General features: G+C 72.8%; 17 protein-coding genes. 5 read left to right on the forward strand and 12 right to left on the reverse strand.

Annotated elements, in window-relative coordinates; genetic code table 11:
- Positions 1-20: 20 nt before the first annotated feature.
- Entirely contained in the window at positions 21-644 is a 624-nt protein-coding gene (locus BZZ08_RS11790; RefSeq protein ID WP_104632128.1) for a hypothetical protein, read from the forward strand.
- Between the two features lie 38 nt (positions 645-682).
- Here the strand turns inward: BZZ08_RS11790 and BZZ08_RS11795 are convergent, their stop codons facing one another.
- The 4 genes from BZZ08_RS11795 to BZZ08_RS11810 form a co-directional block, all read right to left on the reverse strand.
- Positions 683-2,107, reverse strand: a complete 1,425-nt coding sequence (locus BZZ08_RS11795; RefSeq protein WP_104632129.1) for a S28 family serine protease — start codon at positions 2,105-2,107, stop codon at positions 683-685.
- Positions 2,108-2,171: 64 nt separating this feature from the next.
- Positions 2,172-2,564 carry a hypothetical protein gene (locus BZZ08_RS11800; RefSeq protein WP_104632130.1) on the reverse strand — a complete coding sequence of 131 codons (393 nt, stop codon included), beginning with the start codon at positions 2,562-2,564 and terminating at the stop codon, positions 2,172-2,174.
- An 84-nt stretch (positions 2,565-2,648) separates the two neighbouring features.
- Entirely contained in the window at positions 2,649-6,389 is a 3,741-nt protein-coding gene (locus tag BZZ08_RS11805; RefSeq protein WP_104632131.1) for an ABC transporter ATP-binding protein, read from the reverse strand.
- Between the two features lie 111 nt (positions 6,390-6,500).
- Positions 6,501-7,499, reverse strand: a complete 999-nt coding sequence (locus tag BZZ08_RS11810; protein ID WP_104632132.1) for an esterase-like activity of phytase family protein — start codon at positions 7,497-7,499, stop codon at positions 6,501-6,503.
- A gap of 90 nt (positions 7,500-7,589) precedes the next feature.
- On the opposite strand from BZZ08_RS11810, the gene BZZ08_RS11815 reads away from it, so the two are divergent.
- The 3 genes from BZZ08_RS11815 (at position 7,590) to BZZ08_RS11825 (ending at position 9,364) form a co-directional block, all read left to right on the forward strand.
- Positions 7,590-7,964 (forward strand): hypothetical protein, encoded by a 375-nt coding sequence (locus BZZ08_RS11815; RefSeq protein ID WP_104632133.1) that lies wholly within the window; start codon positions 7,590-7,592, stop codon positions 7,962-7,964.
- Between the two features lie 95 nt (positions 7,965-8,059).
- Complete coding sequence (locus BZZ08_RS11820) at positions 8,060-8,401, forward strand: hypothetical protein (protein WP_133169191.1); 342 nt, start codon at positions 8,060-8,062, stop codon at positions 8,399-8,401.
- Positions 8,402-8,551: 150 nt separating this feature from the next.
- Complete coding sequence (locus BZZ08_RS11825; RefSeq protein ID WP_104632135.1) at positions 8,552-9,364, forward strand: endonuclease I family protein; 813 nt, start codon at positions 8,552-8,554, stop codon at positions 9,362-9,364.
- On the opposite strand, the gene BZZ08_RS11830 is transcribed toward BZZ08_RS11825, so the two are convergent.
- Genes BZZ08_RS11830 through speB form a run of 4 tightly spaced genes read right to left on the reverse strand, consistent with a single transcriptional unit; the run spans position 9,327 to position 14,732 of the window.
- Positions 9,327-11,600: a tetratricopeptide repeat protein gene (locus BZZ08_RS11830; RefSeq protein WP_104632136.1), complete on the reverse strand. Its 2,274-nt coding sequence runs from the start codon at positions 11,598-11,600 to the stop codon at positions 9,327-9,329. The genes BZZ08_RS11825 and BZZ08_RS11830 overlap by 38 nt on opposite strands.
- Positions 11,597-12,016 carry a hypothetical protein gene (locus BZZ08_RS11835; RefSeq protein WP_104632137.1) on the reverse strand — a complete coding sequence of 140 codons (420 nt, stop codon included), beginning with the start codon at positions 12,014-12,016 and terminating at the stop codon, positions 11,597-11,599. Before BZZ08_RS11835 ends, BZZ08_RS11830 begins: the two co-directional genes overlap by 4 nt.
- A 59-nt stretch (positions 12,017-12,075) precedes the next feature.
- Entirely contained in the window at positions 12,076-13,767 is a 1,692-nt protein-coding gene (locus BZZ08_RS11840) for a thiamine pyrophosphate-binding protein (protein ID WP_104632138.1), read from the reverse strand.
- Complete coding sequence (gene speB, locus BZZ08_RS11845; protein WP_104632139.1) at positions 13,764-14,732, reverse strand: agmatinase; 969 nt, start codon at positions 14,730-14,732, stop codon at positions 13,764-13,766. The genes BZZ08_RS11840 and speB overlap by 4 nt, the downstream gene beginning before the upstream one ends.
- 209 nt (positions 14,733-14,941) lie before the next feature.
- Between speB and BZZ08_RS11850 the strand changes: the two genes are divergently transcribed.
- Complete coding sequence (locus BZZ08_RS11850) at positions 14,942-15,730, forward strand: phosphatase (protein ID WP_104632140.1); 789 nt, start codon at positions 14,942-14,944, stop codon at positions 15,728-15,730.
- 9 nt (positions 15,731-15,739) lie between these two features.
- Here BZZ08_RS11850 and BZZ08_RS11855 read toward each other — a convergent pair whose 3' ends face one another.
- The 4 genes from BZZ08_RS11855 to BZZ08_RS11870 all read right to left on the reverse strand — a co-directional run bounded on the left by BZZ08_RS11855 (position 15,740) and on the right by BZZ08_RS11870 (position 19,491).
- Positions 15,740-16,720: a cation diffusion facilitator family transporter gene (locus BZZ08_RS11855; RefSeq protein WP_104632141.1), complete on the reverse strand. Its 981-nt coding sequence runs from the start codon at positions 16,718-16,720 to the stop codon at positions 15,740-15,742.
- Positions 16,721-16,725: 5 nt separating this feature from the next.
- On the reverse strand, positions 16,726-17,598 hold the full coding sequence (locus tag BZZ08_RS11860; protein WP_104632142.1) for an acyl-CoA thioesterase: 873 nt from the start codon (positions 17,596-17,598) through the stop codon (positions 16,726-16,728).
- 10 nt (positions 17,599-17,608) lie between these two features.
- Positions 17,609-18,766 (reverse strand): acyl-CoA dehydrogenase family protein, encoded by a 1,158-nt coding sequence (locus BZZ08_RS11865; RefSeq protein ID WP_104632143.1) that lies wholly within the window; start codon positions 18,764-18,766, stop codon positions 17,609-17,611.
- 125 nt (positions 18,767-18,891) lie between these two features.
- On the reverse strand, positions 18,892-19,491 hold the full coding sequence (locus tag BZZ08_RS11870; protein WP_104632144.1) for an SACE_7040 family transcriptional regulator: 600 nt from the start codon (positions 19,489-19,491) through the stop codon (positions 18,892-18,894).
- Positions 19,492-19,513: the final 22 nt, after the last annotated feature.

Genomic DNA, 19,513 nt, shown 5'->3' on the forward strand with positions numbered 1-19,513 from the left:
GGGAATCCGGGGGGACGGCGATGGGTGAGCGAGCGACCGCGAGGGTGCACGCCCTGCTGGGCGCCGTGCTGTGTGCCGTGCTCCTGACGGGGTGCCAGGGCCCGCGGGGGCAGGGCGAGGTGGCGGGTTCCGCGGCGGCCGGGGCGCGGCCGTCCGGGTACGGGGCGGTGTTCCTGGCGGTCGGCGAGTGCAGTTCGTTCGGCACGGTCGCCCCCACCGAGGTGCCGTGCGACAGCGAGCGGGCGGCGGCCCGGGTGGTGGCCCGGGAGGACGGACGCGCGAGCAGCGGTCCGCCGTGCCCCGCGACCACCGACTTCGTCCTGCACATCAGTGAGCGGCGGCCGTCCGCCGACGAGGACGGCGACGGGGCCGTGCCCCGGGGCTACGCCTGCATGCGCGGCCTCCGGCCGCCGCACCCCGGGGATCCGGGCGGCGGGGGCGGCCCGCGCACGATCGTCGGCGACTGCGTCCGCGAGACCGGCGGCGGCAAGGTCCGCGAGACCGCGTGCGACGGCGGGAGCGGGCGCGGACCGCGGTTCGAGGTCGTCGAGGCGGTCGCCGACCGGGCGGACTGCCCCGCCTCGACCGGCCTGTACGTCCGGCTCGGCGGCGCACGCCCGGTGGGCTGTGCCCGGCCGCTGTGAGCGGCCGGGCACAGCCCGCTGTCGGCGACGGGGCGGCCTTACGGACGCAGCGCCGGCTCGCGCTCGACGTCCCGCTTGTCCAGCCTGGCGTCGAACGACGCCAGCGGCCTGGCCGCCGACGGGTTCTCCCGGACCTTGGCGGGGGTGACGTCCGCCCAGTCCAGGATGCGGGCCGTGGCCAGGGCCTTCTGGTCGGGCACCAGACCGGCCACGTTCGCACCGTGGTTCATGCCGGGCGCGGTCATGACGTAGGAGTCACGGGCGCCGTGGCCGAGCCGGAAGCGCTCGGCACCCCACGGGTCGTTCTCGCCGTACACGAACAGCATGTGCCGGGCGTTGTGCCTCACCCAGGTGTCGACGTCCCGCATCGCCCACGGCTCGAACTTCATCGGGATCGAGCGCGGCACGAAGTTGCGCGGCGGCTGGTAGCCGTAGCGGATGTACTTCTTCTCGATGTGCGGGAAGTGGATCGTCGGCGCGCCCAGCTGGGTGCCCGCCTGGTAGTAGTACGGCGTGTACGTCTCCAGGCCCTGGTCCGTGTAGGCGGAGAAGCCGGAGATCGTGTCGACGGAGTCCCAGATCGCCTCGTCGGGGGCGTTCTTCGCGTCGGCCGGGATGTCCGCGCAGTCGGCGAGGGTGCTGTACTGCCAGAAGCCCCACACGTAGTCGAGGACGACGGCCTCGTAGGCGCGGTCGAGGCTGCCGATGGTGTCGAAGGTGTAGCCGTTGTCGGCCGCGTACGCCGCGTACTTCTTCTCCAGCGGCGCCCGGCGCACCAGCGCCTCGCGCTGCACGCCGTTCAGCTTGTCGCGGCACTCGTCGGTGCCGACGCGGGCGAAGAAGCGGTCGTAGGCCGAGTCCTCCTTGTTCACCACGTCGTTGGGGGCGACGTAGGCGACCACGCCGTCCATGTCACGCGGGTAGAAGCGCTCGTAGTAGGTGGCGGTCATGCCGCCCTTGGAGCCGCCGGTGGAGATCCAGTTCTCCGAGTAGACCGGCTTCAGGGCCTCGAAGATGCGGTGCTGGTCGCTGGCGGCCTGCCAGATGTCCAGCTTGGACCAGTCGGCCGGGGCGGGCCGGGACGGCGTGAAGTAGCGGTACTCCATGGAGACCTGGTTGCCGTCCACGATCTGGGTCGGCTCGCGCCGGCTCGGGCTCGTGGAGACGTTGTAGCCGCCGGTGTAGAAGACCGTCGGCCGGTTCACGTCCTTGTGCAGCACGGTGATCCGCTGCTGGAACGTGCCCTTGGACGGGTGCCGGTGGTCCACCGGCTGGGTGTAGTTGAGGACGAAGAAGCGGTAGCCGGTGTACGGCTTCTCCTCGATCAGGCTCATGCCCGGTATGGACAGCAGCCGGTCCTTGATGTCGACGGCCTTCGGCTCGGCGGCGGTGGCCGCCCCCGCCGTGCTGACGGTGCCTATGAGCACCACGAGCGCCAGCAGCCATCTGAGCGCCTTGCGCATGCACCCTCCCTGTGAAACCGATGTCCGCCGGAAGCTATCGGAGCAACTCCCGCGAGCACCAGGGTCAGCAGAGGATCCAGCCGGAGCTGACCGAGGACTTGGCCACCTTGCCGGTCACCCACACGCAGCGCTTCCCGGCGTGCACGCTCACCGGTCCGGCCCGGTAGGCGAAGCGGCCCGAGTCCACGACCGCCCGGCCGCCGCGGGCCCGCACGCCGACGGACATCTGCTGCTTCCTACCGGTCTTCTCGGGGACGGTGACGGCGCAGACGTAGCCGCCGCGTCTGTGGACGAGGACGGAGCCGGTGGCGAAGTGGAGGGTGCGCACCTTGCGCCCGGCGCACCCCGTGGCGGCCTGTGCCTCCTGCGGCATCGCGACGGCGAGCAGCGCGGTGGCGCTCAGCACGGCGGTGCCGAGCGCCAGCCGACGACGGGTTGCGGCACCGGCCCGGCCCACTGCGGTCCCCCTCCGTAGGGCGATCACTGACGACGTACGGATGTACGGACGCAGGACATGTGTCGCACGGTTGCGCGCAACGCGTCAGTGCAGCGCGCCGACCGGCTCCTCGGGTTCGGACGCGCCGACGAAGGTCCGCCACAGCCGCGCGTACCGCCCGTCGAGGGCCAGCAGTTCGTCGTGCGTGCCGTCCTCGGCGACCCGCCCGCCGTCCATGACGACGACCCGGTCCGCGCGGGCGGCGGTGGTCAGCCGGTGCGCCACGACGAGCGTCGTACGGCGTCCCGCGACACGGTCGGTGGCCTGGTTGACCTGCGCCTCGGTGGCCAGGTCCAGGGCCGCCGTGGCCTCGTCGAGGAGCAGTACGTCCGGGTCGACCAGCTCGGCGCGGGCCAGCGCGATCAGCTGGCGCTGCCCGGCGGAGAGGTTGCGGCCCCGCTCGGCGACCTCGTGGAGGTAGCCGCCGGTGAGCGTGGCGATCATCTCGTGCGCGCCGACCGCCCGTGCCGCGGCCTCCACCTCGGCGTCGGTGGCGTCCGGACGGCCGTAGGCGATGGCGTCCCGGACGGTGCCGGGGAAGAGGTACGCCTCCTGCGGGACGACGCCCAGGCGGTGCCGGTAGGAGGTCAGGTCGAGGGCGCGCAGGTCCTGCCCGTCGACGGTGACCCGGCCGCCGGTCGGGTCGTAGAACCGGGCCACCAGCTTCACCAGCGTCGACTTGCCCGCGCCGGTCTCGCCGACGAAGGCGACGGTCTGCCCGGCCGGGATGCGCAGGTCGACGCCGGTGAGCGCCGCCTCCGCCGCGTCGTCGCCGCCGTAGGCGAAGTGCACGTCCTCGAAGGCGATCTCGCCGCGCAGCGAGGTGACCTCGGTGGGCTTCTCGGCGGCCCGGGTCGAGGTCGGCTCGCGCAGCAGCTCCTGGATGCGGCCCAGCGAGACGGACGCCTGCTGGTAGCCGTCGAAGACCTGGGAGAGCTGCTGGACCGGCGCGAAGAACAGGTCGATGTAGAGCAGATAGGCCACCAGCGCGCCGGTCGTCAGCGTGGCGTCGTCGATCCGCCCGCCGCCCGCGACCAGCACGGCAGCGGCGGCGGCCGAGGACAGCAGCTGCACGAACGGGAAGTAGACCGAGATCAGCCACTGTCCGCGGATGCGGGCCTGGCGGTAGCTGTCGCTGCGCTCGGCGAACCGCCGCCCGCCGTCCCGCTCGCGCCGGAAGGCCTGCACGATCCTGAGCCCCGCCACCGACTCCTGGAGGTCGGCGTTGACCGTGGACACCCGCTCACGGGCCAGTTCGTACGCCTTCACGCTGGCCCTGCGGAAGTAGTACGTGGCGATGATCAGCGGCGGCAGGGTCGCGAAGACGATCAGCGCGAGCTGCACGTCGATCACCAGCAGGGCGACCATGATGCCGAAGAAGGTGACGACCGAGACGAAGGCGGTGACGAGTCCGGTCTGCAGGAACGTCGACAGCGCGTCCACGTCCGTCGTCATCCGGGTCATGATCCGGCCGGTCAGCTCGCGCTCGTAGTAGTCGAGGCCGAGCCGCTGGAGCTGGGCGAAGATCTTCAGGCGGAGCGAGTACAGGATCCGCTCGCCGGTCCGGCCCGTCATGCGGATCTCGCCGGTCTGCGCCCCCCACTGGGCGAGTACGGCGAGCAGTCCGAGCAGCGAGGACGCCCACACCGCGCCGAGGGCGACCTGGGTGACGCCGTCGTCGATGCCGTTGCGGATCAGCACCGGCAGCAGCAGGCCCATGCCCGCGTCCACGGCCACCAGGGCCAGGCTGATCAGCAGCGGTGTGCGGAAGCCGCGCAGCAGGCGCCGCAGGCCGTACGACGACTCGGGCCGCACCGCCTGCGCCTCGTCGATGTCCGGGGTGCCGTCGGCCGGGGGCAGCGCGTCGACCTGGGCGAGCAGCTCGGGGGTGGCCGGGGTGCCGGCCAGCGCGGTGTCCTTGGGCGCGCGGTCGCCGGTCCACAGCCGGGGCGTGACCCCGCGCTCGGCGTCGAACTCGGCGTCCAGCTCGTCCCGTACGGAAGTGTCCTCGGCCTTTTCGGCGGGGCGGGTGTGGCCGGGCGAGACGCCGCCCAGCTCGTCGGGGTCGGTGAGCAGCCGCCGGTAGAGGGCGGAGCGCTCCTGGAGTTCCTCGTGGGTGCCGAGGTCGGCGAGGCGGCCGTGGTCGAGGACGGCGATGCGGTCGGCGAGGCCCAGGGTGGAGCGGCGGTGCGCGATGAGGAGGGTGGTGCGGCCCCGCATGACCTGCTTGAGCGCCTCGTGGATCTCGTGCTCCACGCGGGCGTCCACGGCGGACGTGGCGTCGTCCAGGACCAGCAGCCGGGGGTCGGTGAGGATCGCCCGGGCGAGCGCGACGCGCTGGCGCTGGCCGCCGGAGAGGGTCAGCCCGTGCTCGCCGACGGTCGTGCCGTAGCCGTCGGGCAGTTCGGTGATGAACCCGTGCGCCTGCGCGGCCCGTGCGGCGGCCTCGATCTCCTCGTCGGTGGCGTCCGGGCGGCCGTACGCGATGTTGGCGCGGACGGTGTCGGAGAAGAGGAAGGAGTCCTCGGGCACCAGGCCGACGGCGGCCCGCAGCGAGTCGAGGGTCAGCTCGCGCACGTCGTGGCCGCCGACGAGGACGGCGCCGCGCGTCACGTCGTAGAAGCGCGGCAGGAGCAGCGAGACGGTGGACTTGCCGGAGCCGGAGGAGCCGACGACGGCGAGGGTCTCACCGGCGCGGATCTCGAAGGAGAGCCCGTCCAGGACGGGCCGCGGCTCCCCGTCGCCGGTGTCGTAGCCGAAGGCGACGTCGTCGAACTCGACGGTGGCGGGCGCGTCGGCCGGCAGGGTCTTCGTGCCGTCCTCGATGGCCGGCTCGGTGTCGATCAGCTCCAGGACGCGCTCGGTGCCGGCGCGGGCCTGCTGGCCGACGGTGAGCACCATGGCGAGCATGCGGACCGGGCCGACCAGCTGGGCGAGGTAGGTGGAGAAGGCGACGAAGGTGCCGAGGGTGATGTGTCCGCGTACGGCCAGCCAGCCGCCGAGGGCGAGCATGGCGACCTGCCCGAGCGCGGGGACGGCCTGGAGGGCCGGCGTGTAGGTGGCGTTCAGCCTGATCGTGCGCAGCCGCCCGGCGAAGAGCCTGCGCCCGACCTGCCGGAGCTTGCCGGTCTCCTGCTCCTCCTGCCCGAAGCCCTTCACCACGCGGACGCCGCTCACCGAGCCGTCGACCACCCCGGCGACGGCGGCGGCCTGCGCCTGCGCGTACCAGGTGGCGGGGTGCAGCCGGGTGCGGCTGCGGCGGGCGATGAACCACAGGGCGGGGGCGACGGCCAGCGCGACCAGGGTGAGCGGCAGGGACAGCCACGCCATGATCACCAGGGAGATCAGGAAGAGCAGGACGTTCCCGATGGTCATCGGGAGCATGAACAGCAGGCCCTGGATCAGCTGGAGGTCGCTGGTGGCCCGTCCGATCACCTGTCCCGTGGACAGCTCGTCCTGCCGCCGGCCGTCGAGCCGGGTGATCGTCCCGTACATGTCGGTGCGCAGGTCGTGCTGGACGTCGAGGGCGAGCCGGCCGCCGTAGTAGCGGCGGATGTAGGTCAGGGCGTAGACGACGAGCGCGGCGCCGATCAGGAGACCGGCCCAGACGGCCATGTCCCTGGACTTGTCGCCGATCACGTCGTCGATGATCACCTTGGTGATCAGGGGCACGAAGGCCATGACGGCCATACCGCCCAGCGAGGCCCCGAGAGCCAGCACGACGTCCTTGGGATACCGCCAGGCGTACCCCGCCAGTCGTCGCACCCAGCCCCGTTGCGCGTCCACGCCGTGCCCTCCGGTCGTCGTCCTGCTCACCTGATCTACCGGAAGGCACCAACACGGGCGAGCGGGGATTTCATCCCCCCGCAACAATCGAGGGCTGTTTCAGGGGCTGTTTCAGGCGCGCACGCGGAGCCTGAGGAAGCGGGTGGTCTGTACGGCGTTCTGGTTGTCGTCGCTCACGATCGAGACCTCCAGGCGGCCCCCGGAGCGGCCGGTCACGGCCATCCCCTCGAAGTTGTCGAGGAGGGGGTTGGGCTGGGGCTGCTGTGCGGTGGCGCCGAGGGAGGGGCAGTCGGCGAGGTCGGCGAGGAGCCGCTTGTGCAGCGCGGTGCCGCGGCCGGGCCGGTCGGCCAGCTGGAGGCGGACGGTGTTGCCGACGCCGGAGGTGAAGCCGCGCTCCAGGACGAGGAGGCGCCCGTCGGGGGTCGCGGTGACCTCGGAGACGCCGAGGCCGGGATCGGTCCGGTAGGTGTACCGGGCGCCCGGCCGGAAGTCGCCGTGCCGCGTCCGCTGCCAGGTCTGGAGGCGGACCAGGTCGGCGGGGTCGCCGTCGAGCGGGTACTCCATCGAGGCGAGCAGGGTCCGGCCGCCGGGGAGGAGCGTGAGCCCCTCGAAGCTGCCGTTGGCCCTGGCCCGTCCCGCGGGGGCCGTACGGAGGTCGTCCGGCACGGGCAGGCGGCCGAGCAGCTCGCCGGTGCGGGAGTAGCGGCGGACGGACGGCTCGGTCTCGGAGGTGACCAGGTACGTGCCGTCCCGGTCGGCGACCAGGCCCTCGGAGTCGAGCGCGGCGCCCTTCTCGTCGGCGAGCGTGACCACACCGCGCGGCTCAAGAGTCCGCGCGTCCAACCGGAACAGCTCCGAGCGGTCGGAGAGGGCGGCCAGGGAGCCGCGCCGGCCGGGAGCGAGGGCCGAGAGGTTGCCGACGTAGGTGCCGTCGTAGGTCGTCTTGTCGAGGGCGTCGGTGAAGCCGGTGAGGGAGACGGCGGGCGAGCAGGCGTTCCTCGGGGGCCGCTCCTGCGCGGCGGTGGCCGGAGCGGCGGCGGTCAGACAGCCGGCCGCGGCGAGGCTCGCGGTGAGGGCGGCGAGGGCGGTACGGAGGATTCTCGGGCGCATACCGGGCAGCCTAGGGCGGGAGGATGGACGGAAGTTGACCGCTTTTCGAAAGCTGGGATGCGGGGGCGCCGGGATGGCAAGTAATGCTTCATGTCAGAGCAGAAGGAAAGCGGTCAGAGGCTGGCCGGGCGCCTGTACGCGACGCTGCGGGTGCTCAAGTTCATCGCGGATCCCGACGGCAGCCCCAAGCCGACCGTGCGGGACGAGTTCAAGGACAAGGACAGTCCGCGCAGGCGTATCCAGGCACTGAAGCTCGACCTCTTCGAAGACCTCGTGACCGCCGTCCAGAAGGGCCGGCACGCGAAGGCGATGGCCGAGGTGTTCGGCGCGATGCCCGCCATGGTGCCGTTGAAGGAGGGCGATCTGGGGCACAACCTCGGCGTGCGCGAACTGGCCGAGTTCAACGCGGGCTACCGCGCCCAGCTCGCGACGCTCAAGGGGGTCCTGCCCCGGCTGCTCGGCTGACCTCCGCGCGCAGCGCGACCGCATGCCCCGGCTCGGCGCGCGTCCCCCCGCACGGGATGCACGGCTTGCCCCTGGACTGAGCACAGCCGGTGCCCATGGAGCATGGCCACGGCGGCGGCATGGGAGGCGCCGGCAGCGGTGAACTGACCGCCTACCTGACGAAGCACCAGGGCGGGGCCACGTGGCTGCCGGCCGTGTCGGGTTCGCAGAGCGCCGCGCAGCTCATCCTCGGCAGCGGCCAACCGGTCATCTCCATGTGGGGCTGGTCCGGCACCGCCTCCGAGGTGACCCAGTGGATCCGCGCACACGGCACCGCCGTCGAGGCGAGCGGGTACGGCGGCACCGCCCCCTCCGACACATCCGCCACGTCCGACACGTCCGCCACCTCGGAGAGCACGTCGGCCGTCTACCGGCTGGACCCCGCGGACGTGAACTGACCCACGGCGCACCCGCCCCGGTGGCCCCCGCCCCTCACGGCCGGGGGCCACCGTCACGCAATCGACACCCTCCGTCCACCCCGTCTCCAACATGTCCATGTCACGCTCGTCCCACAACTCCGTTCCACACGCGTAGATCGGACACCCCACATGCTCGCGATACGCACCCGGCGCCGGAAAGCGGCGGCCCTCGCCACGGCGGCCGTCCTCGCCGGTCTCGCCGCGCCCTCTCTCACGGCGAGCCCGGCCACGGCGACCACGACGACGAACACGGACTACGACGCGACGTACTACAAAGACGCGATCGGCAAGACGGGCACCAGCCTCAAGTCGTCCCTCCACACGATCATCAGCGACCAGACGAAGCTGTCGTACTCGGCGGTCTGGGACGCCCTGAAGGCCACCGACGAGGACCCGGACAACACCGGCAACGTGATCCTGCTCTACTCGGGCGTCTCCCGCAGCAAGTCACTCAACGGCGGGGACACCGGCGACTGGAACCGCGAGCACGTGTGGGCCAAGTCCCACGGCGACTTCGGCACCGCCACCGGCCCCGGCACCGACCTGCACCACCTGCGCCCCTCGGACGTCCGGGTCAACAGCGTGCGGGGCAACAAGGACTTCGACGACGGCGGCAGCGCCGTCAGCGAGGGCGGCGGCAGCCTCACCGACTCCGACTCCTTCGAACCCCGCGACGCGGTCAAGGGCGACGTGGCCCGCATGATCTTCTACATGGCGGTCCGCTACGAGGGCGGCGACGGCTTCGCCGACCTGGAGGTCAACGGCCGGGTCGACAACGGCAGCGCCCCGTACATCGGCAAGCTCTCCGTGCTCAAGGCGTGGAACGACGAGGACCCGCCGGACGCCTTCGAGGAGCACCGCAACCAGGTCGTCTACGACGACTACCAGCACAACCGCAACCCGTTCATCGACCACCCGGAGTGGGTGGAGTCGATCTGGTAGACGCTCGGCCCACGAGATCGTCCGGCGCGGGCGGCATCGCCAGGACCTCGGTGTACCAGGCGCGGGCCGCGACGGTCTCGGGGTGGTCCTCGCCCAGGACCGCGGCCCGCCCGTCGGCCACCTCGCGCGCGCTCTCCAGGGCCTGTTCCCGCTTGCCTTGGGCGTACTGGGCGCGGCTGAGCTGGATCAGCACCCCGAGGACCAGGGGATGGTCGTCCCCGTACCCCGCCCGTTGTCCGGCCAGCACCCGGCGGAAGAGATCCTCGGCCTCGGCGCCCCGGCCGGCGCGCAGGAGCCCTCGCGCCAGCGCGTCGCGCGCCCACACGGTCACCAGGTGCTCGGGGCCGAGACGGCGTTCGCACTCCCCCGCCAGCTCCCCGGCCGCCGTCGGGTAACCGTCGAACTCATCCTGCGCGAGACGGAGTTCCAGCATCTCGCAGCGGGCCTTGAGGGTGGCGACATGGTCCTCGCCTAGCGCCCGGCGGCGGCCGTCCACGACGGTGTCCAGCAGCGTACGCGCTTGCGCCAGGTCGCCCAGGCGGTGCAGCACCCGCTGCAGTTCGTAGGCGGCGTCCAGGGTGCGCGGGTCATGGGGGCCGAGCGTGCGCAGCGCGTCCTGGTGGGCCGGTCGCAGCAGGTCGGCGGCTTCGACGTACCGGCCCAGCCGGAACAGGACGGTGCCCTGGCCCGATCGGGCCTCGATGGTGGCCGGGTGCTCGCCCCCCAGGTGCTCCGCCGCCGCCTTCGCGGCGGTGGAGGCCAGGGCCAGCGCGGCGGTCCAGTCCCCCGCCTCGTACACCAGCCGCGCGAGACGGACCGCGAGCCGTACGGATTCCGCCGTCACCAGGTCGTGGCGACGGGACCGGTGCAGCAGGCCGGTCGCGTGCGGTGCCAGGAGCCGCACCAGGGAGCGGGCCCGGGACGTTGCGGCGCCCTCCTGCGGCAGCGCGGCCCGCAGCAGCCGGCCCGCCGCTGCCGCCAGGAGTTCGCGCTCCGCGTCGGGCACGCCCGCGGCGACGCTGTCCAGCAGGACGCCGTGGGCCTTCACACAGCGGTGCCCGTCCGTCTCCACCATCTCGATCAGCGAGTGGTCGAGGAGTGCGCGCAGGGCCGGTTCGACCCGGGGCGCGGCCAGCGGCGGATCGAGGTGTCCGAGACCGACCCCGCCCTGGGCCGCCGGCATGAGCAGGGACAGCGGCACGGGGTCCGCCGCCCAGAAGGACAGCAGCCGCAGCAGGGCCGTCGCCTCCGGCAGGCCGCCGTCCGCCAGGCTGTCCAGCGACAGCTGCCAGGTACGGCCCACGAGATGGCGGGACTGTCCGCCGCCGGTCGCCGCTGCCCCCCGGTCGACCAGGGCCGTGGACTCCTCGGTCAGTTTCCGGTCGTACTCGTCCATGGACCACGACTCCAGCAGCTGGTGGGCCAGATGCGCCCCGGCCAGGGTCAGCGCCAGCGGCAGGCAGCCCAGGCGCCGGGCGACCTTCCGCGCGGACTCCCGCGTGCCCGCGTCCGGAGCCAGGTCACGCAGGACCAGCGTCGCGTCCTCCAGGGGCAGCACCCCGAGCCGGTGGCTGCTCGTCGCCGGGGCGCGCCACAGCGCGGAGCTCGCGTGGCGGGTGGTGACCAGCACCGTGCCCGAGGGACTCGGACGCAGCCAGGAGCCCTCCTCCAGGATGGCGGGGTCGTCGGCGTTGTCGAGGACCAGCAGCCAGGGTTGTGCCGAGTGGTCCAGGTAGTGCCAGACCAGGTCGGCCGCGGCACGCCGGCCGCCGGCCGCGGCGGCCAGTTCGCCGGCCGCGGCACCGCGGTCACCGGCGACGGCGAGCATGCCGGCGCGCAGGGAGACGCGTTCGGAGGCGTTGACCCACAGGCCGACCCGACCGTGGTCCCGTACGGCCTCGGTGAACAGGGCCTGGGCGACGGCCGTCTTGCCGCAGCCGCCCATTCCGTGCAGGACCTGGATGTCGCCGCCGGGCCCGGCCACGGCGGCCCGCAGGCGCTCCATGAGGTCGGTGCGGTCCCGCAGGACACCGGGCGCGCGACCGACCAGGGGCATGCGGACGGAGTCGGGAGCGGCCTCGCGGGGTTCGGCCGGGCCCGTCCACGGGTGTCCGAACAGCGGCGCCGAGCCCGGGGCCCAGTGGTGGACGTGTTCCTCGATGTACTGGTCGCCACCGGTCTGGTAGATCCGGGCGCTGCCCGAGGCGCGGCCCTCCATCGGCCCGGGAACGCTCATCGTTCGGTGATGTGCTGGTCGCGCCCGGCCTGGTAGATCCGGGCACTGCCCGACGCGCGGGCCCGCAGGTGGACGGAGCGCGCGTCCGCTTCCTCCGGCATCGACGGCGCCAACTCGTCCAGGAGGATACGCAGTTCGTCGGCGACTTCGGGGCGGGCGAGCAGCAGGCGCCGTACGCGTCCCTGCCATTCGGCGGTCAGCCCGGCCTCGGCTTCGTCATCGCCGGCCCGACGTGCGAGGAGCAGCTCCTCGCGGCCCGCTTCCAGCTCCTCGCCGACGCTCTCGGCCCTGGCGGGCTGGAAACGGCGCCACAGGGCGACCATGCCGTCCCTCGCCGATTCCCAGGCGTTCGTGACCATCAGCGTGACGACGGTCGTGCCCGCCGTCCCCGCCAGTGCGGCGATCTCCGGATCCACGGTCCCCCCTACGGCCGGCTCCCGATCCTAGGCTCCCGGGCGGCCGGCGGCACAGGGTTTCAGTCCGTGTGCGTCGGCGCGAACATCCGCAGGACGGCGGGGAGTACGACGACCGACGGGCCCGGCGTCGCCAGGGCCTTCGCGAGGTCCCGTTCCAGGGTCTCGGGGCTGGTGCGCACGCCGGGGACCCCGAACGACTCGGCCAGGGCGACGAAGTCGGGTCCGGGCAGGTCCGTCGCCGTGGCCGTCGGAGTGCCGAAGGCGTCGGTCATGTACGCGCGCAGGATGCCGTAGCCGCCGTCGTCGACGACGAGCCAGGTGACGTTCAGGTCGTACTGGCGGGCGGTGGCCAGCTCGGCGACCGAGTACAGGGCGCCGCCGTCGCCGGAGACGGCCAGCACCGGGTGGGTGGGGTCGGCGGCAGCGGCGCCCAGGGCCGCCGGGAAGGCGTAGCCGAGGCCGCCGGAGCCCTGGGCGGAGTGCATGGTCCCCGGGGCCTTCGCGTCGAAGGCGGACCACGCCCAGTAGGCCAGGACGGTCATGTCCCAGAAGGAGGGGGCGCGGGGCGGGAGGGCCTCGCGTACGGCGGCCAGGACGTCCTGTTCCAGGGTGAGTCCCTGGGACGCGATGCGTGCGTGGACCCGGTCCAGTACCCCACGGACCCGCTCGGGGGCGGCCGAGTCGGTGCGCTCCCCCGCCGTCTCCAGCAGGGCCTGGAGGGCGAGGCGGGCGTCGGCGTGGATGCCGAGGGCCGGGTGGTTGGACTCCAGCTTGCCGAGGTCGGCCTCGATCTGGATCACCCGGCCGCGGGGGGCGAATGTGTGGTAGTTCGAGGAGAGTTCGCCGAGGCCCGAGCCGATCACGAGGAGGACGTCGGCGTCCTCCAGGAAGTCCGTCGTGTGGCGGTCCTCCAGCCAGGACTGGAGGGAGAGGGGATGGGTCCAGGGGAACGCGCCCTTGCCGCCGAAGGTGGTGACGACGGGGGCCTGGAGCCGCTCCGCCAGCTGCCGCAGCTTCTTGGCGGCGTCCGCGCGGACCACTCCCCCGCCCGCGATGATCGCCGGGCGCTCGGCGCGGGTGAGCAGGTCGGCGGCCACGGCCGTCAGCTCGGGGCGCGGCGGCAGTTCCTCGGGGAAGGTGTCGCCGCCCGTCACCACGGGGACCGGGGTCCGGGCCAGCAGGACGTCCTGCGGGATCTCCACCCACACCGGGCCGTGCGGGACGGTCAGCGCCGAGACCCAGGCCTCCGCGATGGCGGACGGGATCTGGGACTGGGTGCGGGCGGTGTGCACGGACTTGACCACGCCCCGGAAGGAGGCGGCCTGGTCGGGGAGTTCGTGCAGGTAGCCGTGGCGTCCGCCGCCGAGGCCCGCCGTGGGGACCTGGCTGCTGATCGCGAGGACGGGCGCGGAGGCCGCCCGCGCCTCCTGGAGCGCGGCCAGGGAGGTGAGCGCGCCGGGGCCGGTCGACAGCAGCAGCGGGGCCGCCTCGCCGGTGATCCGGCCGTAGGCGTCCGCCGCGAACCCCGCGTTGTTCTCCACCCGCAGGCCGATGTAGCGCAGATCGGAGCGGCGCAGGGCGTCGAACACGCCGAGGGCGTGCTGGCCGGGCACGCCGAAGACGGTGGTCGCGCCGAGGGCGGCCAGGGTCTCCACGACCAGGTCTCCGCCGATGCGTCCGGGGGGAGGATTCAGCGCGGCCTCCGTCTGGGCGGCGGTCGGACGGAGTTCCAGGTCGTGGTCGTGGGTCACTTCGAACGGGCCTCGGCGATCTGGCGGGACATGAGGGTGGTCAGTTCGTAGGCGGTGTGGGACGCGGCCACCGACGTGATCTCCGCGTGGTCGTAGGCCGGGGCGACCTCGACGACGTCGGCGGAGACCAGGTTGCAGGAGGCCAGGCCGCGCAGGATCTCCAGCAGCTCGCGGGAGGTCATGCCGCCGGCCTCGGGGGTGCCGGTGCCCGGGGCGTGGGCGGGGTCGAGGCAGTCGATGTCGATGGAGATGTACAGCGGGCGGTCCCCGATGCGCTGCCTCAGCTGGTCGGCGACCTCGTCGGCGCCGCGGCGGTAGACGTCCGCCGACGTCACGATGCCGAAGCCCATCTTCTCGTCGTCGGTGAGGTCCTTCTTGCCGTACAGGGGGCCGCGGGTGCCGACGTGGGAGAGCGCGGAGGTGTCGAGGACGCCCTCCTCCACGGCGCGCCGGAAGGGGGTGCCGTGCGTGTACTCGGCGCCGAAGTAGGTGTCCCAGGTGTCCAGGTGGGCGTCGAAGTGCAGCAGGGCGACGGGGCCGTGCTTCCTGGCGACCGAGCGGAGCAGCGGGAGGGCGATGGTGTGGTCGCCGCCCAGGGTCATCAGGCGGGCACCGGTGCCCAGGAGGTCGTCGGCGGCGGCCTCGATCGTCTCGACGGCCTCGTGGATGTTGAACGGGTTCACGGCGATGTCGCCGCCGTCCGCGACCTGGGCGAGGGCGAAGGGAGAGGCGTCCTGCGCCGGGTTGTAGGGGCGCAGCAGGCGGGAGGCCTCGCGGATGGCGTTGCCGCCGAAGCGGGCGCCGGGCCGGTAGGAGACGCCCGAGTCGAACGGCACGCCCACGACGGCGACGTCGGCGGCGCCGACCTCGTCCAGGCGCGGGAGCCGGGCGAAGGTCGCGGGCCCGGCGTACCGCGGGATCCGGGAGGAGTCGACGGGACCGCGGGGCGTCTCGTTGCTGCTCATGTACTGCCTTCCTTCTTACGCTTCGTCGCGTATGTACTGCTGCCGTCCGACTGTACTGGTGAGCGGGGCAGCCGGTCGTCGCAGACTAGATGGCCCAATTGCCGCCGCGACATGTACATTCCGTCCATACGCGCGCCGGGGACTGGTGGAATCGGCTATCCCGCCGGGACCGGCTGCTGTCCGGACCGGGGCTGCCTCACAATGGAGCCATGCCGATACCCGGGACACCCAGCCGCGCCGAACTCGCCGAGCACCTCGTCAGGACGCGTATCGCGGGCGACGTCGCCACGCCCCGCGAGAACAACCTCTCCCACTACCGGAAACTGGCGAACGGCGACCGGGGCTTCTGGCTCGGTCTGGAGCTGGGCGACCGCTGGAACGACGAGCAGGACGTGCTCGCGGTGATGGCGGAGCGGGTCGGCGTCAACGACGACCCCGAGCACCGCTACGGGCAGGACACCATCGACCCCGAGCTGACCGTCGCCGCGCTGGAGCGGATGGCGGGGCGGCTGCGCAAGGCGGCCGACGGCGGGCAGCGGGTGCTGTTCGCGACCGGTCACCCCGGCGGGCTGCTCGACGTGCACCGGGCGACGGCCGCCGCGCTGCGGGCCGCGGGCTGCGAGATCGTGGTGATCCCGGAGGGGCTGACCACGGAGGAGGGGTACGTCCAGCAGTTCGCGGACGTCTCGGTGCTCGAGCACGGGGCCTCGCTGTGGCACACCCACTCGGGGGAGCCGATGAAGGCGATCCTGACCGGTCTGGAGCGCGCGGGCCGTCCGCTGCCGGACCTGGTGGTCGCCGACCACGGCTGGGCCGGGTACGCCGCCCAGCACGGCGTGGACTCGGTCGGCTACGCGGACTGCAACGACCCGGCCCTCTTCCTCGCCGAGTCCGAGGGCACCCTCCAGGTGGCGGTGCCGCTGGACGACCACGTGGTCAGCCCGCGCTACTACGACCCGATGACGGCGTACCTGCTGACGGAGGCCGGGCTGAAGTAGCCCGCGCCCCTACGGCCAGGGGTTCAGCCCCTCCGAGCGGCGCTGCGCGAAGCCCGGCGTCGGGTCCAGGTAGACCCGGCGCACCATCGGGAACTCCTCCCGCAGCCGCTGCTCGGCCCGCTCGCAGGCCCACTCGATCTGCGCCGCCGTCGACACGTCCCGGAAGTCGACCTTGGCGGCGACCAGCGCCTCCCGCGGCCCCTGCACCAGGGTGGTCAGCTCCAGTACGGCCTCGATGTGCTCGACGGCCACCAGTTCCGCCCGCATCCGTTCCCGCACGGAGCGCGGCAGCGGGCGGCCGACGAGGAACTCGGCGTTGGAGCGGCCCAGCACCCAGGCGACGTACAGCAGCAGGGCGCCGATGCACAGCGAGGCGGCGCCATCCCAGACGCCGGAGCCGGTGAGCTGGCCGCCGAGCAGCCCGCCCGCGGCCAGCAGCAGGCCGGCCAGGGCGGCGGAGTCCTCCATGACGACGGCCTTCACGGCGGTGTCGGGGGTGCGGCGCAGATAGCGGCCGAAGGACACCCGGTGGCGGTCGGCCTCGCCGCGGACCTGCCGCAGCCCGGTGCGCAGCGAGTAGCCCTCCAGGACGAAGGCGACGGCCAGGACGATGTACGACACCAGCGGGTCGCCGAGGTCCTCGCCGTGGGTGAGCGTGTGGATGCCGTCGTAGAGGGAGAAGACGGCGCCGCCGACGAAGGTGGCGACGGCGGCGAGCAGGGCCCAGATGTAGCGCTCGGGGCCGTGGCCGAGGGGGTGGTCCTCGTCGGCGGGGCGGACGCTGCGTTTGAGCGAGGTCAGCAGCAGTACCTCGGTGACGGTGTCCGCGACCGAGTGCGCGGCCTCGGACAGCATGGCGCTGGAACCGCTGATCACGCCGGCCACCGCCTTGGCGACGGCGATGCCCAGATTGGCGAAGGCGGCGACGAGCACCGTGAAGGTGCTGTCGCCGTTCTTCTCCGCCTCCGCCGTGTCCCCGGTGTCCGCCATGCCCCTCAGTGTTCCCTAGGGACGCGGACCACACCTTCCTGGACGACCGATACGGCGAGCTGCCCGTCCTGGGTGTGGATGCGGGCCTGGCCGAGGCCCCGGCCGCCGGACGCGGACGGCGACTGCTGGTCGTACAGCAGCCATTCGTCGGCGCGGAAGGGCCGGTGGAACCACATGGCGTGGTCCAGCGAGGCCCCGACGACGTCGCCGACGGCCCAGCCGCCGCGGCCGTGCGCGAGCAGGACCGAGTCGAGCAGGGTCATGTCGGAGACGTAGGTGGCGAGGACGACGTGCAGCAGGGGGTCGTCCGCGAGCTTGCCGTTGGTGCGGAACCACACCTGGGAGTGCGGTTCGCGCGGGGTGCCGAAGTCGCCGAAGGGCGGGTCGTCGACGTAGCGCAGGTCGACGGCCGCGCGCGCCTCCAGGAAGCGCTCGACGGTCTCGGCGGGCAGGTGCGGATAGCTCCGCAGCCGCTCCTCGCCGGTGGGGAGGGTCGCTGGGTCCGGTGCGGGCGGCATCGGGGCCTGGTGGTCGAGGCCCTCCTCGTACGTCTGGAAGGACGCCGACAGGGTGAAGATCGGCTTGCCGTGCTGGACGGCGACGACGCGGCGGGTGGTGAAGGAGCGGCCGTCGCGCAGGCGCTCGACGTTGTAGACGATGGGGGCGCCGGGGTCGCCGGGGCGCAGGAAGTACGCGTGCAGGGAGTGCGCGTGCCGGTCCTCGGGGACCGTACGACCGGCGGCGACCATGGCCTGGGCCGCCACCTGACCGCCGAAGACCCGGGGGACGACGGCGGACCGGGAGCGGCCGCGGTAGATGTCCTCCTCGATCCGCTCGAGGTCGAGCAGGTCGAGGAGGGACTGGAGTGCTTCGCTCATGACCTGTGGTTTACAGGCCCATGTTCTTCGCGATGATCGACTTCATGATCTCGCTGGTGCCGCCGTAGATGCGGTTGACGCGGTTGTCCGCGTACAGGCGGGCGATCGGGTACTCGTTCATGTAGCCGTAGCCGCCGTGCAGCTGGAGGCAGCGGTCGATGACCCGGTGGGCGACCTCGGTGCAGAACAGCTTGGCGGACGCGGCCTCGGCGGGGGTCAGCTCGCCGGCGTCCAGGGCCTCCGTGGCGCGGTCGACGACGGCCTCGGCGGCGTCCACCTCGGCCTGGCAGGCGGCCAGCTCGAACTTGGTGTTCTGGAAGTGGGCGACCGGCTTGCCGAAGACGGTGCGGTCCTGCACGTACTGCTTGGCGAACCGGACGGCGGCCTTGGCCTGGGCGTAGGCGCCGAAGGCGATGCCCCAGCGCTCGGAGGCCAGGTTGTGGCCGAGGTAGGAGAAGCCCTTGTTCTCCTCGCCGAGCAGGTCCTCGACGGGGACCTTGACGTCGACGAAGGCCAGCTCGGCGGTGTCGGAGGTGCGCAGGCCCAGCTTGTCGAGCTTGCGGCCCACCGAGTAGCCCTCGGACTCGGTGTCCACGGCGAACAGGGAGATGCCGTGGCGGCGGTCCTCGGCCGTGGGCGCGGCGGTGCGGGCGCAGACGATGACACGGTCGGCGTGCACGCCGCCGGTGATGAAGGTCTTGGCGCCGTTGAGGACGTAGTGGGTGCCGTCCTCGGAGAGCTTGGCGGTGGACTTCATGCCCGCGAGGTCGGAGCCGGTGCCGGGCTCCGTCATCGCGATGGCCCACATCTCCTCGCCGGTGACGAACTTCGGCAGGTAGCGCTTCTTCTGCTCGTCGGTGGCCAGCATGTTGATGTAGGGCAGGGCGAGCAGCACGTGGACGCCGGAGCCGCCGAACTGGACGCCCGCGCGGGCGGTCTCCTCGTACAGGACGGCCTCGAACTTGTGGCTGTCCATGCCGGCGCCGCCGAACTCCTCGGGCACGTTGATGCCGAAGATGCCCAGCTCGCCGAGCTTGTAGTAGAACTCGCGCGGCGCCTGGCCCGCGGCGAACCAGTCGTCGTAGACGGGGACGACCTCGGCCTCGATGAAGGCGCGGAGGGTCTCCCGGAACGCCTCGTGGTCCTCGTTGAACACCGTACGGCGCACCGCGCCACCTCCAGGGTACGAATATCTAAGCGCTTGCTCAGACTTCACGGTACCGGTGAGTAGGGAGGAGCGTCCAGACCGGGACGCGGGTAACCCTCGTCACTCCCCCTGCCGCCGGAGGGGCCCTACGCCTCCCCCACCGCCGCGAACGCCCCCCGCGCCATCCGGTGCAGCAGGGACGCCGTCACCGCGCGGCCGGGGAGGGAGCCGGGGCGGCCCAGGTGCGGGGTGGAGTTCAGGAGACCGAAGACGGAGTGGACGGCGGAGCGGGCGGCGGGCTCGGCGGCCGCCGGGTAGACCTCCCGGAGCACCCCGACCCACAGCTCGACGTACTGCCGCTGCAACTGGCGCACCATCTTGCGGTCGGCGTCCCGGAGGCGGTCCAGCTCGCGGTCGTGCAGGGTGATGAGCGGGCGGTCGTCGAGCGCGAAGTCGATGTGCCCCTCGATCAGCGAGTCGAGGACCGCCTCGGAGCCGGCCGCCCCGTCCGCCTCCGCCAGCCGCCGCTTGGCCCCGGTCAGCAGCGAGTCGCTGATCCCGACCAGCAGCTCGGCGAGCATCGCGTCCTTGCCGGGGAAGTGCCGGTACAGGCCGGGGCCGCTGATGCCGACCGCGGCGCCTATCTCGTCCACGCCCACCCCGTGGAAGCCGCGCTCGGCGAAGAGCCGGGCGGCCTCCTTGAGGATCTGCTCGCGGCGGGTGGGGGCGTCGGTTCTGGTGGCCATGGGACCAATTCTAGACAGGGCG

Origin of the sequence: Streptomyces sp. MH60 (assembly GCF_002939385.1) — a bacterium.
Lineage (GTDB): Bacteria > Actinomycetota > Actinomycetes > Streptomycetales > Streptomycetaceae > Streptomyces.